This window comes from Ornithinimicrobium carbonis, assembly GCF_977012275.1.
Genome location: NZ_OZ348993.1, coordinates 2,594,177 through 2,608,067, shown reverse-complemented (window position 1 = coordinate 2,608,067; position 13,891 = coordinate 2,594,177). Strand labels below are relative to the sequence as shown.

At 71.1% G+C, this 13,891-nt stretch carries 12 protein-coding genes and 1 tRNA gene; 6 read left to right on the top strand and 7 right to left on the bottom strand.

Annotation, left to right across the window (positions count from 1 at the left end; translation table 11 throughout):
• Positions 1 to 43: 43 nt before the first annotated feature.
• From ACWHYA_RS11980 to ACWHYA_RS11965, 4 genes are read left to right on the top strand one after another with little or no spacing between them, the layout of a single operon-like run.
• A complete protein-coding gene (locus tag ACWHYA_RS11980) occupies positions 44 to 1,369 on the top strand; it encodes a branched-chain amino acid ABC transporter permease (RefSeq protein WP_425943589.1) in 1,326 nt (441 codons plus the stop codon).
• Positions 1,370 to 1,387: 18 nt separating this feature from the next.
• Complete coding sequence (locus ACWHYA_RS11975) at positions 1,388 to 2,365, top strand: branched-chain amino acid ABC transporter permease (protein ID WP_425943591.1); 978 nt, start codon at positions 1,388 to 1,390, stop codon at positions 2,363 to 2,365.
• Positions 2,355 to 3,299 carry an ABC transporter ATP-binding protein gene (locus tag ACWHYA_RS11970; RefSeq protein ID WP_425943593.1) on the top strand — a complete coding sequence of 315 codons (945 nt, stop codon included), beginning with the start codon at positions 2,355 to 2,357 and terminating at the stop codon, positions 3,297 to 3,299. Before ACWHYA_RS11975 ends, ACWHYA_RS11970 begins: the two co-directional genes overlap by 11 nt.
• Positions 3,296 to 4,087, top strand: a complete 792-nt coding sequence (locus ACWHYA_RS11965) for an ABC transporter ATP-binding protein (protein WP_425943595.1) — start codon at positions 3,296 to 3,298, stop codon at positions 4,085 to 4,087. The genes ACWHYA_RS11970 and ACWHYA_RS11965 overlap by 4 nt, the downstream gene beginning before the upstream one ends.
• A gap of 107 nt (positions 4,088 to 4,194) precedes the next feature.
• Here the strand turns inward: ACWHYA_RS11965 and ACWHYA_RS11960 are convergent, their stop codons facing one another.
• Both ACWHYA_RS11960 and polA read right to left on the bottom strand, forming a co-directional pair.
• The gene (locus tag ACWHYA_RS11960) at positions 4,195 to 5,505 is read right to left on the bottom strand and encodes an ABC transporter substrate-binding protein (RefSeq protein ID WP_425943597.1); all 1,311 of its coding nucleotides are present in this window, start codon (positions 5,503 to 5,505) and stop codon (positions 4,195 to 4,197) included.
• Positions 5,506 to 5,690: 185 nt separating this feature from the next.
• Positions 5,691 to 8,435, bottom strand: coding sequence for a DNA polymerase I (gene polA / locus ACWHYA_RS11955; RefSeq protein ID WP_425943599.1), 2,745 nt, complete (start codon positions 8,433 to 8,435; stop codon positions 5,691 to 5,693).
• 19 nt (positions 8,436 to 8,454) lie between these two features.
• Here polA and ACWHYA_RS11950 point away from each other — a divergent pair, with 19 nt between their 5' ends.
• Both ACWHYA_RS11950 and ACWHYA_RS11945 read left to right on the top strand, forming a co-directional pair.
• Positions 8,455 to 8,892, top strand: coding sequence for a hotdog fold thioesterase (locus ACWHYA_RS11950; protein ID WP_425943601.1), 438 nt, complete (start codon positions 8,455 to 8,457; stop codon positions 8,890 to 8,892).
• A gap of 63 nt (positions 8,893 to 8,955) precedes the next feature.
• Positions 8,956 to 9,726 carry a DUF554 domain-containing protein gene (locus ACWHYA_RS11945; protein ID WP_425943603.1) on the top strand — a complete coding sequence of 257 codons (771 nt, stop codon included), beginning with the start codon at positions 8,956 to 8,958 and terminating at the stop codon, positions 9,724 to 9,726.
• A 54-nt stretch (positions 9,727 to 9,780) separates the two neighbouring features.
• Here ACWHYA_RS11945 and ACWHYA_RS11940 read toward each other — a convergent pair whose 3' ends face one another.
• From ACWHYA_RS11940 to ACWHYA_RS11920, 5 genes are all read right to left on the bottom strand, one after another.
• Positions 9,781 to 10,491: an ANTAR domain-containing response regulator gene (locus tag ACWHYA_RS11940; protein WP_425943605.1), complete on the bottom strand. Its 711-nt coding sequence runs from the start codon at positions 10,489 to 10,491 to the stop codon at positions 9,781 to 9,783.
• A 73-nt stretch (positions 10,492 to 10,564) separates the two neighbouring features.
• A tRNA-Leu gene (locus tag ACWHYA_RS11935) sits at positions 10,565 to 10,650 on the bottom strand.
• A gap of 51 nt (positions 10,651 to 10,701) precedes the next feature.
• Complete coding sequence (pyk, locus tag ACWHYA_RS11930; RefSeq protein WP_425943607.1) at positions 10,702 to 12,162, bottom strand: pyruvate kinase; 1,461 nt, start codon at positions 12,160 to 12,162, stop codon at positions 10,702 to 10,704.
• A gap of 102 nt (positions 12,163 to 12,264) precedes the next feature.
• Positions 12,265 to 13,161, bottom strand: a complete 897-nt coding sequence (gene lgt / locus ACWHYA_RS11925) for a prolipoprotein diacylglyceryl transferase (RefSeq protein WP_425943609.1) — start codon at positions 13,159 to 13,161, stop codon at positions 12,265 to 12,267.
• Entirely contained in the window at positions 13,158 to 13,889 is a 732-nt protein-coding gene (locus tag ACWHYA_RS11920) for a DsbA family protein (protein ID WP_425943611.1), read from the bottom strand. Before ACWHYA_RS11920 ends, lgt begins: the two co-directional genes overlap by 4 nt.
• Between the last annotated feature and the right edge of the window lie 2 nt (positions 13,890 to 13,891).

Sequence of the window (13,891 nt, the reverse complement as noted above, 5' to 3'; positions counted from 1 at the left end):
GGTGCGTCACGTCGTCCCGTGACCCTTCCAGGTTGGAGGAGCAGTGCCGCCCACCACCTCATCCCCGGAGCGCCCGCGCGCCCGCAGGCCCTGGCACCTGCTGGGAGTGCTGCTCGCAGTGCTGCTCGTCGCCCTCTCGCCCGCCGCCGCGCTGGCACAGGGGGGGGCGGACCCCTCGCAGGTGGGGATCGACGAGTACGACGACGTCGTGACGGTCAACATCCGTTACGACAACGAACCGGTGGAGGGCGCCCGCATCGTCATCAGCGGCGGTGGGTTCGAGGCGGAGGCCACCACGAGCGATCGCGGGCAGGCCCGGTTCGGGGTGCCGACGACCGACCCGTACGAGGTGCTGGTCGACGAGGAGTCGTTGCCGGAGGGGGTGACCGTCACCGGCGACAACCCGCTCACGGTCAGCTACGGCTCGCAGTTCTTCCAGCCGGCCAACTTCTTCCTCGGCGAGGGGGAACGGGAGACCACCAGCTTCCTCGACCAGTTCGTCGAGCGTCTCATCAACGGGTTGAACTTCGGCCTCATGCTGGCCCTGGCCTCGATCGGCCTGTCCCTCATCTTCGGCACGACGGGACTGACCAACTTCGCGCACGCGGAGATGGTCACGCTGGGCGCGATCGTGGCGCTGATCTTCGGGGTCGACCTCGGCTGGCCGATCTGGCTGGCCATCCTGCTCGCCGTGGTGCTGAGCGGGGCCTTCGGCTGGCTGATCGACGCCGGGATCTGGCGGCCGCTGCGCCGCCGGGGCATCGGGCTGGTGCAGATGATGATCCTCACCATCGGCTTCTCGCTGGCCCTGCGCTACGTCTTCCAGTTCTTCATCGGCGGCGGCACCAGCCAGCTGCCGGGGGCCGGGGGCACCAAGCACCAGATCCTGGGTCCGATCAGGCTGTCCACCATCGACATGGTGAGCATGGGCCTGAGCCTGGTCGTGCTCCTCGGGGTGGCCTACTGGCTGCTGCGCACCCGGACCGGCAAGGCCACCCGCGCCGTCGCCGACAACCGCCCGCTGGCCGCAGCCAGCGGCATCGACGTCGAGGGCGTGACGCGGATCGTGTGGGTCGCCGGGGCCGCGCTCGCCGGCCTCTCCGGCGTGCTGTGGGCCTACTTCCGACCGGGCATCAAGTGGGACATGGGGATGCAGATCCTGCTGCTGATCTTCGCGGCCGTGGTGCTCGGCGGTCTGGGCACCGCCTTCGGCGCCCTGCTCGGCGCCCTGATCATCGGAATCCTCGTCGAGGTCTCCACCCTGTGGATCCCGTCGGACATCAAGTACGTCGGGGCCCTCGGCGTCCTCATCATCATCCTGCTCGTGCGACCCCAGGGACTTCTGGGTCGAACAGCACGCATCGGATAGCGGCAAGGGAGAACTGCGATGGACTGGGGCCAGATCCTCAACAACACGTTGAGCTTCATGCTCTCCACGGAGACGATCGGGTTCATGCTCGCCGCGCTCGGGCTGGCGATCCACTTCGGCTACGCGGGGCTGCTGAACTTCGGGATGGCCGGCTTCATGGCGATCGGGGCGTACGGCTACGCCATCTCCATCCTCAGCTTCGGCTTCCCGTGGTGGCTGGCGATGGGGGTCAGCATCGCCGGCGCCGTCGTCTTCGCCGTGCTCCTGGGGATCCCCACGCTGCGGCTCCGGGCGGACTACCTGGCGATCGTGACGATCGCGGCGGCCGAGATCGTCCGGCTGCTCTTCCAGACCCAGCTGTTCGACCGGTGGACCAACTCGGCGGACGGCCTGGGCGGCTACCACGCGAGCTTCCGGGCCGCCAACCCGTTCCCGGCAGGCTCCTTCGCGCTGGGCCCCTGGTCCTACACGTCCGACCAGTGGTGGGCCCGGATCTTCGGGCTCGTGCTGGTGGCGCTGGCCGTCCTGCTGGTCTGGCTCATCATGCGCAGCCCCTGGGGCCGGGTGCTCAAGGGCATCCGCGAGGACGAGGACGCGGTGCGCTCCCTGGGCAAGAACGTCTTCGCCTACAAGATGCAGGCCCTGATCCTCGGCGGCGTGCTCGGCTCCCTCGGTGGTGTCGTGATCGCCCTGCCCTCCGCCGTCATCCCGCAGTACTACCTGCCCAGCCTGACCTTCTTCGTGTGGACGGCGCTGCTCCTGGGTGGTGCGGCCACCATCTTCGGACCGGTTCTCGGGGCGGTCCTCTACTGGGCGCTGATGGCCTTCCTGTCCGGAGTCCTGCCCGCCCTGGCCAGCGAGGGCTGGCTGCCGATGACCGAGACCCAGGCCGGCTACCTGCGCTACGTCCTCGTCGGAGTCGCCCTCATGCTGCTCGTCGCGTTCCGACCGCAGGGGATCCTGGGGAACAAGAAGGAGATGACCTTTGTCAAGTGACCAGCCCGGTCCTGAGCACGAGCACCTCGTGGCCACCGAGGACGTCGCCCCCACGGTCCGGGCGGAGAAGTCCGTCGACCTGGCGACCGGCCCGGCCCGGCCCGGCGTGCCGAAGAAGGACCCCATCCTCGTGGCCGACCACATCACGCGGTCCTTCGGCGGTGTGCACGCGGTGGACGTCGACCACGTGGAGATCCCGCGGCACGCCATCACCGCTCTCATCGGCCCCAACGGGGCCGGGAAGACGACCCTGTTCAACCTGTTGAGCGGGTTCGACCGGCCCGACACCGGCGAGTGGTCGTTCAACGGACGGTCCCTGTCGGGCATCCCTGCCTGGAAGGCCGCGCGGCGCGGACAGGTCCGCACCTTCCAGCTGACCAAGGTCCTCAACCGGCTCACCGTGCTGGACAGCATGAAGCTCGGGGCCAGCAAGCAGAAGGGCGAGAGCCTGCTGTTCTCCGTCCTGCCCTTCACCTGGCGCGCCCAGGAGAGGAAGAACGAGGAGCGGGCCCTGGTCCTGCTCGAGAAGTTCAGGCTGCTGGACAAGAAGGACGACTACGCGGCGGCGCTGTCGGGGGGGCAGCGCAAGCTGCTCGAGATGGCCCGGGCGCTGATGACCGACCCGGAGTTCGTGCTGCTGGACGAGCCGATGGCCGGTGTCAACCCGGCGCTGGTGCAGTCCCTGTTGGACCACGTGGTCAACCTCAAGCGCGAGGGGATGACGGTGCTCTTCGTCGAGCACGACATGCACATGGTCCGGCACATCGCCGACTGGGTGGTCGTCATGGCCGAGGGCCGGATCGTGGCCGAGGGGCCGCCGCACGAGGTCATGAAGGACGAGGCCGTGGTGGACGCCTACCTGGGCAGCCACCTCGACCAGGACATCGGTGTCATCACCGGCCGGTACGACGAGGAGGGCAACCGCATCCTATGAGCGAGCACACCGAGCACCCCTCCCCCACCGGGGCCGCTGCCACGGCGACCGAGGAACGAGACCTCGTCGTCGAGGTCCGGGACGTGACGGCCGGCTACCTGCCGGGGGTGGACATCCTCATGGACACCAACCTGCAGGCCTACGACGGTGAGCTCATCGGCATCATCGGTCCCAACGGGGCCGGGAAGTCCACCCTGCTCAAGGCGATCTTCGGCCTGGTCAACGTGCGCAGCGGCACGATCAGCCTGCGCGGCGAGGAGATCACCAACCTCAAGGCCAACAAGCTCGTGGCCAAGGGGGTGGGCCTGGTCCCCCAGACCGAGAACGTCTTCCCGACCCTCACCATCCAGGAGAACCTGGAGATGGGGGCCTACCAGCGGCCCTCGGTCGTGAAGGAGAACCTGGCGTTCGTGCTGGACATCTTCCCGGCGCTCAAGGACCGCCTCAACCAGGTGGCCGGTTCGTTGAGCGGCGGCGAGCGGCAGATGGTGGCGATGTCCCGGGCGCTGATGATGCGGCCCGACGTGCTGCTGCTGGACGAGCCGTCGGCGGGTCTGTCCCCGGTGCGGCAGGACGACGCCTTCATCCGCGTCTCCTCCATCAACGAGGCCGGCGTGACGACCATCATGGTCGAGCAGAACGCCCGCCGGTGCCTGCAGATCTGCGACCGCGCCTACGTCCTCGACCAGGGCAAGGACGCGCACACCGGGACCGGCCGTGAACTGCTCAACGACGAACGGGTCATCGGGCTGTACCTGGGCACCCTGGGTCAGGACGACGCCTCCTGAAGCACCCTGAACCTGAAGCACCCTGAATCTGAAGCACCACCCCCCAGCCGCACACGCCAGAAGGGCCCCCGGGACGTGTCCCGGGGGCCCTTCTGGCGTGCCTGCCGTCAGTTCTGACGGACCAGCTCGTTGTTGCCGTCGTACTCGAAGACGCCGATGGTGGCCTCGGTCGGGTCACCGTTCTCGTCGAAGGTGATCGGACCCGACGGGCCGTCGTAGTCCACCACGCCTCCGTCCACGATGATCTGGGCGGCCTCGGCGAAGTCGCTCACCTTCTCACCGCCGCCGGTGCCACCGGAGACCTCCTGCATCTTGGCCGCCAGGTCGGGGCCCTCGACCGAGTCGGCCGCCAGGGCCGCCAGGGCGCTGAGCATCACGGCGTCGTAGGACTCGGCCGCGTAGTTCCAGTCCTCCAGCTCGTCGTTGCCCGCGGCGGTCCAGACGTCGTTGAGCTCGCTGCGGAACTCGTCCCCCAGGTCCGGTCCGGGCTGGGTGCCCTTGGAACCCTCGAGCAGGCCTGCGTCGAACTCGTCGCCGTAGTTGGACAGGTTGCCGTCGACGAAGTAGAGGCTGCCGGTGTCGAAGCCCGCCGCGTCCAGCGCCGGGATGATCGTCGTGGCCTCCTCGAAGGTGATCAGCGCGATGGCGTCGGGGTTCTGGGCCATGACCGAGCTGATCTGCGCGTCGAAGGTGGTGTCGCCCGCGTTGTAGGACTCACTGGCCACGATCGTGCCGTTGGCGGCCTCGAACGTCTCGGTGAGCTGGGCCTCCAGGCCGGTGCCGTAGGCGTCGTTGAGGTAGATGATCCCCAGGTTGACCACACCGTCGGAGGCGATCAGGTTGCCGAGCACCTCGCCCTGCAGCAGGTCCGAGGGCGCGGTGCGCCAGTAGAGGTCGTTGTCGTCCCAGTCGGTGAACTCCGGGGCGGTGTTGGCCGGGGAGACCATCAGGGTGTCGGCGGCGACGACCTCGTCGATGAAGAGCTTCGAGACGCCCGAGGAAGCCGCCCCCACGATGACGTTGACGCCGGCGTTGAGCAGCTGTGGCACCGTGGTGGCGTAGGCGCGGTTGTCCGGGTCGCCGGAGTCGCCCAGCGTCACGTTGACGGTGATGCCCGCGTCCGCCTCGTTGATGTGCTTCTCGGCGAGCAGCACGCCCGCCTCCTCCGGCGGGCCCAGGAAGGCCAGGGCGCCCGTCTGCGGCAGGACGGTGCCGACCTCGAGGGTCAGGTCGCGCTCCCCGGCGGCGCCGGTGGCGTCCGAGTCCTCCTGGGTCTCCTCCGAGGCTGTGTCGTCATCGGCGGGGGCGGCGTCGTCGCCCCCGTTCCCGCACGCTGCCAGCACGAGGCTGGCGGCGGCGACGGCGGCGACCCCGCGGGCGGTCACGGACGCCCGAGAGCGAAGAGAGGTGGGGCTCATGGTGCTCCTCTTGTGTCGATGTGGGCGACCACTGTGTCGCCCTGGTGCCCTGAACGTAGATGTCGGGACCGCCCAGCACAAGGGTGGCACGGCCACGACCAGGGATCGTTCCCACATCGTTATCCAGCCGTCCCGCAGCCGGACCGCTCACCGGCCGGCCCGTGACCGGACGGGGACGGCGTGGGTCAGTGGGCGGCCTCGTGCCAGCTGCGACCCACTCCCACGCTCACGTCCAGGGGCACCGACAGGTCCGCGGCGCCGCCCATCTGCTCGCGCAGGAGCAGCTCCACCTGCTCCTGCTCCCCCGGCGCGATCTCCAGCACGAGCTCGTCGTGGACCTGCAGGAGCATCCGGGAGGCGAGCTCCTGCTCGCGCAGCGCGTCCTCGGTGCGCAGCATGGCGACCTTGATGATGTCGGCCGCCGATCCCTGGATCGGGGCGTTGAGCGCCATCCGCTCGGCCATCTCCCGCCGCTGCCGGTTGTCGCTGAGCAGGTCCGGCAGGTGCCGCCGACGCCCCAGGATCGTCTCGGTGAAGCCGGTGCGCCGGGCCTCGGCGACCACGTCGCGGAGGTAGTCCCGCACCCCCCCGAAGCGCTCGAAGTACTCCTCCATGAGCTCCTTGGCCTCCCCGGTGGAGATCGTGAGCTGCTTGGACAGGCCGAAGGCCGAGAGCCCGTAGGCCAGGCCGTAGCTCATCGCCTTGACCTTGGAGCGCATCTGCGGGCTCACCTCGTCCGGCTGCACCCCGAACACCCGGGACCCGACGAAGCGGTGCAGGTCCTCACCGGTGCGGAAGGCCTCGATGAGGCCCTCGTCCCCCGAGAGGTGCGCCATGATCCGCATCTCGATCTGGCTGTAGTCGGCCGACATCAGCGACTCGAAGGCGGTCCCCGTCGAGGCGTCCCGGCCGACGACGAAGATCTCCCGGATCCGGCGCCCCTCCTCGGTCCGGATCGGGATGTTCTGCAGGTTCGGCTCGGTCGAGCTGAGCCGACCGGTGGCGGCGATGGTCTGCTGGTAGGTCGTGTGGATCCGCCCGTCGTCGGCGACCGCCTTGACCAGCCCCTCGGCGGTCACCCTCAGCCGGGCCTTGTCCCGATGGCGCAGCAGTGCCTCCAGGAAGGGGTGCTCCGTCTGGGCGTACAGACCCGCCAGGGCGTCCGCGTCCGTGGTGTAGCCCGTCTTGGTCCGCCGGGTCTTGGGCAGGCCCAGGGTCTCGAAGAGGACGACCTGCAGCTGCTTGGGCGACCCGAGGTTGACCGTGTCGTCGCCGAGCGCGTCCCAGGCGTCCTGCTGGGCCTGGGCCATGGAGGCGGCGAACTCGCCCTCCAGCGCCTGCAGCATCGGCAGGTCGACGGCGATCCCGGCCTGCTCCATCCGTCGGAGCACGCCGACGAGCGGCAGCTCGACGTCACCGAGCAGGTGCTGCTCGTCGTCGTCCGCGAGCTGCTGGTCCAGGGTGACGGACAGGTCGTGGACCGCGCGGGCGTGCACCATCGCGGACCGTCCGGCGGCCACGTCGACGGGCTGGCCGTCCCCGGTCCCTGCTGCGTCCTCCCCCACGTCCCACCCGAGGGAGAGCTGGCCCTGGTCCTGGTCCTGGTCCTGGTCCTCGTCCAGCCGCAGCTCACGGTGCAGGTAGCGCAGCGCCAGGTCGGCCAGGTCGTAGGACCGCTGGTCCGGACGCACCAGGTAGGCCGCGAGAGCGGTGTCGCTGACCACCCCCTCCACCGGCAGCCCGACGGCCTCCAGCGAGGCGGTCTGCCCCTTGGCGTCGTGCAGGACCTTGGGGCGGCCGGCGTCGGCCAGCCAGGTCTGCAGGGCCCGTTCGTCGTCGACGTCGGCGAGCTGCAGCGACAGGTATGCCGCGTGCTCGGCCCCCGCGAGCCCGAGCCCGGTGGCCTCCCCCGCCCCGGCAGCGGTGCGCGGCGCGGCCTGGACGACGAGGGCCAGGCGTTCGCCGGGGCCCGCGTGCTGCTCGAGCCAGCCGGTCAGCTCACCGCCGCCCAGCAGGGTGCCGGCCACCTCGATGCCCTCCTCGGCCTCGGACTCGGCCGACTCCAGGGTCGCGAACAACCGGTCCCGCAGCACGCGGAACTCCAGCCCGTCGAAGACGCGGTGGACCTCCTCCCGGTCCCAGCCCCGGGCCTGCAGGTCGGGGACGCCGACCTCGAGCGGCACCTCGGCCACCAGCTGGTTGAGCCGCCGGTTGCGCAGCACCTGGTCCAGGTGGTCGCGCAGCGACTGTCCGGCCTTGCCCTTGAGCTGGTCCGCCGCGCCGACGATCCCGGCCAGGTCCCCGAACTGCGCCAGCCACTTCGCGGCGGTCTTCGGCCCGACCCCGGGCACGCCGGGCAGGTTGTCCGAGCTCTCCCCCACCATCGCGGCGAGGTCGCTGTAGCGCTCGGGCCGGACGAGGTACTTCTCCTCGATCAGCGCCGGGGTGAGCCGCCAGGTCTCGGAGACGCCGCGCACGGGGTAGAGCAGCAGCGTGCGCTCGTCGACGAGCTGGAACGCGTCGCGGTCGCCGGAGAGGATGATCACCTCCAGGCCCTCAGCCCGGGCCTGCGAGGTGAGCGTGGCGATGATGTCGTCCGCCTCGTAGCCGTCCACCTCCACGTGCGTGATCCGCAGCGCGTCCAGCACCTGCTTGATGAGGTCGACCTGCCCCACGAACTCACCCGGGGTCGAGGCTCGCCCGGCCTTGTACTCGGCATACTCCTGCGTCCGGAACGTCTGCCGGGACCGGTCGAAGGCCACCGCGACGTGGGTCGGCGCCTCGTCGCGCAGCACGTTGATGAGCATCGAGGTGAACCCGTAGACGGCGTTGGTGCTCTGACCCGTCGTCGTCGAGAAGTTCTCCACCGGCAGCGCGTAGAAGGCGCGGTAGGCCAGCGAGTGTCCGTCCAGCAGCAGCAGTCGACTCACGCATGGCAGCCTATGTCCCATGACCGACAGCACCCAGCCCGCGCCCTCCCCCGACCTGCCCGGGCTGGACGGGACGGTCACCGGGACCCTCGTCGAGCGGATGGGGATGGAGCTGCTCGAGATCGGGGCCGAGCGCACCGTGGCCCGGATGCCGGTCGCCGGCAACACCCAGCCCTACGGGCTCCTGCACGGCGGGGCCTCCGCCGCCCTCGCCGAGACGGTGGGTTCCCTGGCTGCGGCCACGCACGCCGCCCCGGATCGGGTCGCGGTCGGGGTGGACCTCAACGCCACCCACCACCGGGCGGTGCGCTCCGGCTGGGTCACCGGGGTGGCGACGCCGCTGTCCCTGGGTCGGTCGGTGGCCGCCTACGAGATCCTCGTCACCGACGAGGAGGGGCGCAGGGTGTGCACCGCCCGGCTGACCTGCCACCTGCGGGAGCGTCCACCGGCGGGCTGACCGTGCTCCCCGCCGCCCGGACCCGTGGCCGTCGGGGCCGGGCGCCGGACCTAGTCTGTGCCCATGGATGGCGCCTTCCCCGGGCTCGGGACCGTGATCAACGTCGTGGCCGTGCTCCTCGGGGCGACCCTGGGGATGGTCGCCGGCAACCGGCTCCCCGACCGGGTCCGCTCGGTGGTCACCGACTGCCTGGGGCTGGTCACCCTGCTGGTCGCCGTCCTCTCGGCGCTCGACGTCACCTCCCCCGCCCTGGCGGCGGCGGTGGGCGAGGGGGTGCCGGTGCTCGTCGTCCTGGGCAGCCTGCTCGTCGGCGGGATCGTGGGCTCGCTCCTGCGGATCGAGCAGCGGCTGGAGTCCCTGGCCGGGGTGGTCCAGCGGTGGGTGCACCGCCGGTCCGTCCCCGGGGAGCGGGGGCACGCCGAGCGGGAACGCTTCATCGAGGGCTGGCTGACGGCCTCGCTGCTCTTCTGCGTGGGGCCGCTGACCATTCTGGGCTCGCTCTCGGACGGCCTGGGCCGGGGCATCGACCAGCTCGTGCTCAAGTCGGCCCTGGACTTCTTCGCCTCGATCGCGTTCGCCTCGACGTTCGGGATCGGGGTGCTCGTCTCGGCGGCGTCGGTCGCGGTGGTCCAGGGGTCGCTGACGCTGGTGGGGGTGACCCTCGGCGCGATCGTGCCGGAGGCCCACATCGCCGCGCTGACCGCCGTGGGCGGCCTGCTGCTGGTGGGCATCTCCTTCCGGCTGCTCAACATCCGGCAGGTGCCCGTGGGCGACCTGCTGCCGGCCCTGCTGGTGGCGCCGGTGCTGGTCTCGGTGGTCGCCGCGCTGAGCTGAGGCCCGTCGCCCGGTGCCCGGGCGCCGGGCCGGGGCGACCTGCCCCGCGCTCCCCTACTTCCCGGGCATCCCCGAGATCACCGCGTCGGCGACCTCACGCATGGACAGACGACGGTCCATGGCCGCCTTCTGGATCCACCGGAAGGCGTCCGGCTCGGACAGCTTGAGCTGGGCCATGAGCAGACCCTTGGCCCGGTCGACCCGCTTGCGGGTCTCGAACCGCTCCCCCAGGTCGGCCACCTCGGACTCCAGCGCCTTGCGCTCGGCCCAGCGCGCGCGGGCGATGTCGATCGCGGGCAGCACGTCGGCGGCGCTGAACGGCTTGACCACGTAGGACATCACGCCGGCGTCGCGCGCACGCTCGACGAGGTTCTTGTCGCTGAAGGCGGTGAGCATGACGACGGGCGCCAGGCCCTCCCGGCCGATCTGCTCGGCGGCCGAGATCCCGTCCATGCCGGGCATCTTGATGTCCATGACCACCAGGTCGGGCTCGGTGTCCCGGACCAGGGCGACGGCCTGCTCGCCGTCGGCCGCCTGCCCCACGATCTGGTGCCCCGACTCGGTGAGCATCTCGGCCAGGTCCATGCGGATGAGCGCCTCGTCCTCGGCGAGCACGATGCGCAGGCCGGACGCGTCCGGTCCCTCCGTCGCGCTCTCCCCGACGGTGCCTGACGGCTCGGGAGCGCTGCTCTGGTCGTCGTCGGTCGGGGTCATGAGGGCGCCGTCCTCGGCGTCCGGCCCCGTCGGGGCGCTGTCCTTGGTCACGAGGTCCAGCCTATCTGCCTGGCGACGGGCCCCACCACCGGTCCCCCACGGGGGAGCGGCGGCGGGGCCGTCGTGGTGCCGGGAGCGGGACTTGAACCCGCACGCCCTTGCGGGCAGAGCATTTTGAGTGCCCCGTGTCTGCCGTTCCACCACCCCGGCGGGCATGGTCGCGCGACGCGCACACAGCATACCCGTGGGTGGCGGGTGCCCTCAGACCAGAGGCGGGTCGTCCTGGTAGGCCGGGGCCCGGCCGAAGATCGCGTCCCCGACGCGGTGCAGACGCAGCGCGTTGGTCGTCCCCGACACGCCGGGCGGGGAGCCGGCGACGATGACCACGAGGTCGCCCTTCTGGCAGCGCTTCTCGCGCAGCAGGACCTCCTCGACCTGCATGACCATCTGGTCGGTGTGCCACACGAAGGGCACCAGGAAGGTCTCCACCCCCCAGGTCAGGGCCAGCGTGGACCGGGTGTGCTGCTCGGTGGTGAACGCCAGCATGGGCACCGCGGGACGCATCCGGGCCATCCGGGTGGTCGTGTCGCCGCTCTGGGTGAAGGTGACGAGGTAGGTGATGTCCTCGAGCGACTCGGCGATGCTCAGCGCCGCCCGCGTCACCGCGCCCCCGGGGGTGCGGGGTTTGGTGAGGACCGGCAGGATGCGGTGCAGCCCGTGCTCCTCGGTGGCCGAGATGATGTCGGCCATCGTCTCCACCGCCCGGACCGGCCAGGCCCCCACCGAGGTCTCCCCGGACAGCATGATCGCGTCCGCCCCGTCGAGCACCGCGTTGGCGCAGTCGCTGGCCTCGGCGCGGGTCGGGCGCGGGTTCTCGATCATCGACTCCAGCACCTGCGTCGCGACGATGACCGGCTTGGCCTTCTCCCGGCACAGCTGGATGGCGTCCTTCTGCACGAGCGGCACCTGCTCCAGCGGCATCTCGACCCCCAGGTCGCCACGGGCCACCATGATCCCGTCGAAGGCCTCGACGATCTCGGTGAGGTTGTCGACCGCCTGCGGCTTCTCGATCTTGGCGATGACCGGCAGGATCCGGCCCTCCTCCTCCATCACCCGGCGGACGTCGTCGTAGTCGGCGGCGCTGCGCACGAACGAGAGGGCCACGAAGTCGGCCCCGGACCGCACCGCCCAGCGCAGGTCCTCCTCGTCCTTGTCCGACATCGCCGGCACGCTCACGGCGGTCCCGGGCAGGTTGATGCCCTTGTTGTTGGACACCACCCCGCCCACGACGACCTCGGTGACGACGTCGGTCCCGGACACCTCGGTCGCCCGGAGCATGACCTTGCCGTCGTCGATGAGCAGGTCGTCCCCGGTGTGGACGTCGCCCGGCAGCCCGGCGTAGGTGGTGCCCACGGCCTCGCGGTCCCCGGGGACGTCCCGGGTGGTGATCGTGAAGCTGTCTCCGCGGGCGAGGGTGACCGGGCCGGCGGCGAAGGTGCCGGTGCGAATCTTGGGGCCTTGGAGGTCGGCCAGCACGGCGACCGCGTGACCGGCCTCGTCGCTGGCGCGGCGCACCCGCAGGTAGCGCTCGTAGTGCTCCTCGTAGGAGCCGTGGGAGAGGTTGAGGCGGGCGACGTCCATCCCGGCCTCCACGAGCGCGAGGATCTGCTCGTAGGAGTCGGTGGCGGGGCCCAGCGTGCAGACGATCTTGGCGCGGCGCATGGGGTCAAGCCTAGTGCCGTCGCGGGGGTGCCGGAGGTCGCCGGGCGGTGGCTCTCCCCGCACGGGGCCCACGGCCGGGGCGGGCCCGGGGCACGGCGGCGTTCACGCCGCGGCGGGGGTATGCCGTTCCGCGACGCCGCGGGCGGGCAGGTCGCCCACCCGGCCGCGCCACCACCAGATCGCCAGCCCCAGCAGGAACACGGCGATCGAGACCCAGACGTTGATCCGCTGGCCCAGGACCATCTGGGCGGGGTCGGTGCGCATGATCTCGATGAAGAACCGACCGAGCGTGTACCCCATGAGGTACAGGCCCACGACCTGGCCGCGGGCGAGCCGGAACCGCCGGTCGACCAGCAGGATGGCCACGGCGACGAGCAGGCACCACAGCGCCTCGTAGAGGAAGGTGGGCTGGAAGGTGCCGAGCACGACCGCCTCCCCCGCCGCGTCGCGCACCGCCTCCCCACCGGACATCTCGTGGATCTGCACGGCCCAGGGCGCGTCGGAGGGGCCGCCGTACAGCTCGTTGTTGAACCAGTTGCCCCACCGGCCCATCGCCTGGGCCACGAGCAGGCCGGGCATGATGGCGTCGGCGATGTCGAGGAAGGAGTAGCCGTGCCGGCGTGCGCCCCACCAGGCGCCGACGGCCCCGAGGGCCACGGCCCCCCAGATGCCCAGACCTCCCTCCCAGATCTTCAGGGCGTCGACCAGGTCACCCTCGGGGCCGAAGTAGGGCCACGGGCTGGAGACGACGTGGTAGATCCGCCCGCCGACGATGCCCAGCACGATGGTCGGCACGGCGATGTCGTAGATCTCCTGGCCGGTGCCGCCACGCGCCCGCAACCGGTGGGAGGTGATCCACATGGCGACGAAGATGCCGGCCAGGATGGACAGGGCGTAGCCCCGCAGGGGGAGGGGACCGAGCCACCACACCGACTGCTCGGGGCTGGGGATCGCGGTGAGGAGAGCCGTCGTCGCGGCGCCCGTGGGGAGCAGGGTCATCGACCCTGGGCCTCGAGCACCTCGCGCAGGGCTCCGGGCTCCTGGAGCAGCCGGCTGAGGTCCTCCTGGGGCAGCTCCTCCCCGTCGACGAACACGGTCGGGGTGCCGCTGACGCCGTCCTCGTTGGCCCGCTGCTGCATGTCCTGGACGTACTCGGCGTGGGTCTGGTCCGCCACGCAGCTCTCGAACTGGGCCAGCGCCTCACCCTCGATCCCGGCCTGCTCGCCGAAACCGATGAGCTGCTCGTCGCTCCAGCCCTGACCCTCGGACGCCGGCATGTTGCCGTAGAGCTCCTCGTGGAAGGGCAGGAAGGAACCGGCATCGTCGGCGCAGAGCATGGCGTTGGCGCCCCGGGTGGAGGAGTCGTTGCCCAGACCCCCGTCGAGGAAGGACATGATCTGGAAGGTGACGTTGACCTCACCGGCCTCGATCAGCTCGGCCAGGTCCTCCCCGATCGCGTTCTCCAGCCGCCCGCACCACGGGCACTGGGGGTCCTCGTAGATGCGCACCTGGGGAACGTCGGCGTCCAGCCCCGGGCCGACGCTGACGCCGCCGCCGTCGGGGAGCGTGCCGGAGCTGCCCACCGCCTCGAGGTCGCCGCCGCGGGTGGCGGCCCACACCAGGACCCCCAGCAGGGCCACGACGAGCACGACCACGCCGGCGATGAGGCCCGCGGACGGGCCCCGGGCGGCGACGGGCTTGACCTGGGGGGCCGGGGGACGGGGCATGG

Coding starts and splice junctions, on each gene's coding strand:
- ACWHYA_RS11975 (WP_425943591.1), top strand. CDS start 1,388: ATGGACTGGGGCCAGATCCTCAACAACACGTTGAGCTTCATGCTCTCC.
- ACWHYA_RS11965 (WP_425943595.1), top strand. CDS start 3,296: ATGAGCGAGCACACCGAGCACCCCTCCCCCACCGGGGCCGCTGCCACG.
- ACWHYA_RS11960 (WP_425943597.1), bottom strand. CDS start 5,505: ATGAGCCCCACCTCTCTTCGCTCTCGGGCGTCCGTGACCGCCCGCGGG.
- ACWHYA_RS11950 (WP_425943601.1), top strand. CDS start 8,455: ATGACCGACAGCACCCAGCCCGCGCCCTCCCCCGACCTGCCCGGGCTG.
- ACWHYA_RS11945 (WP_425943603.1), top strand. CDS start 8,956: ATGGATGGCGCCTTCCCCGGGCTCGGGACCGTGATCAACGTCGTGGCC.
- pyk (WP_425943607.1), bottom strand. CDS start 12,162: ATGCGCCGCGCCAAGATCGTCTGCACGCTGGGCCCCGCCACCGACTCC.
- lgt (WP_425943609.1), bottom strand. CDS start 13,161: ATGACCCTGCTCCCCACGGGCGCCGCGACGACGGCTCTCCTCACCGCG.
- ACWHYA_RS11920 (WP_425943611.1), bottom strand. CDS start 13,889: ATGCCCCGTCCCCCGGCCCCCCAGGTCAAGCCCGTCGCCGCCCGGGGC.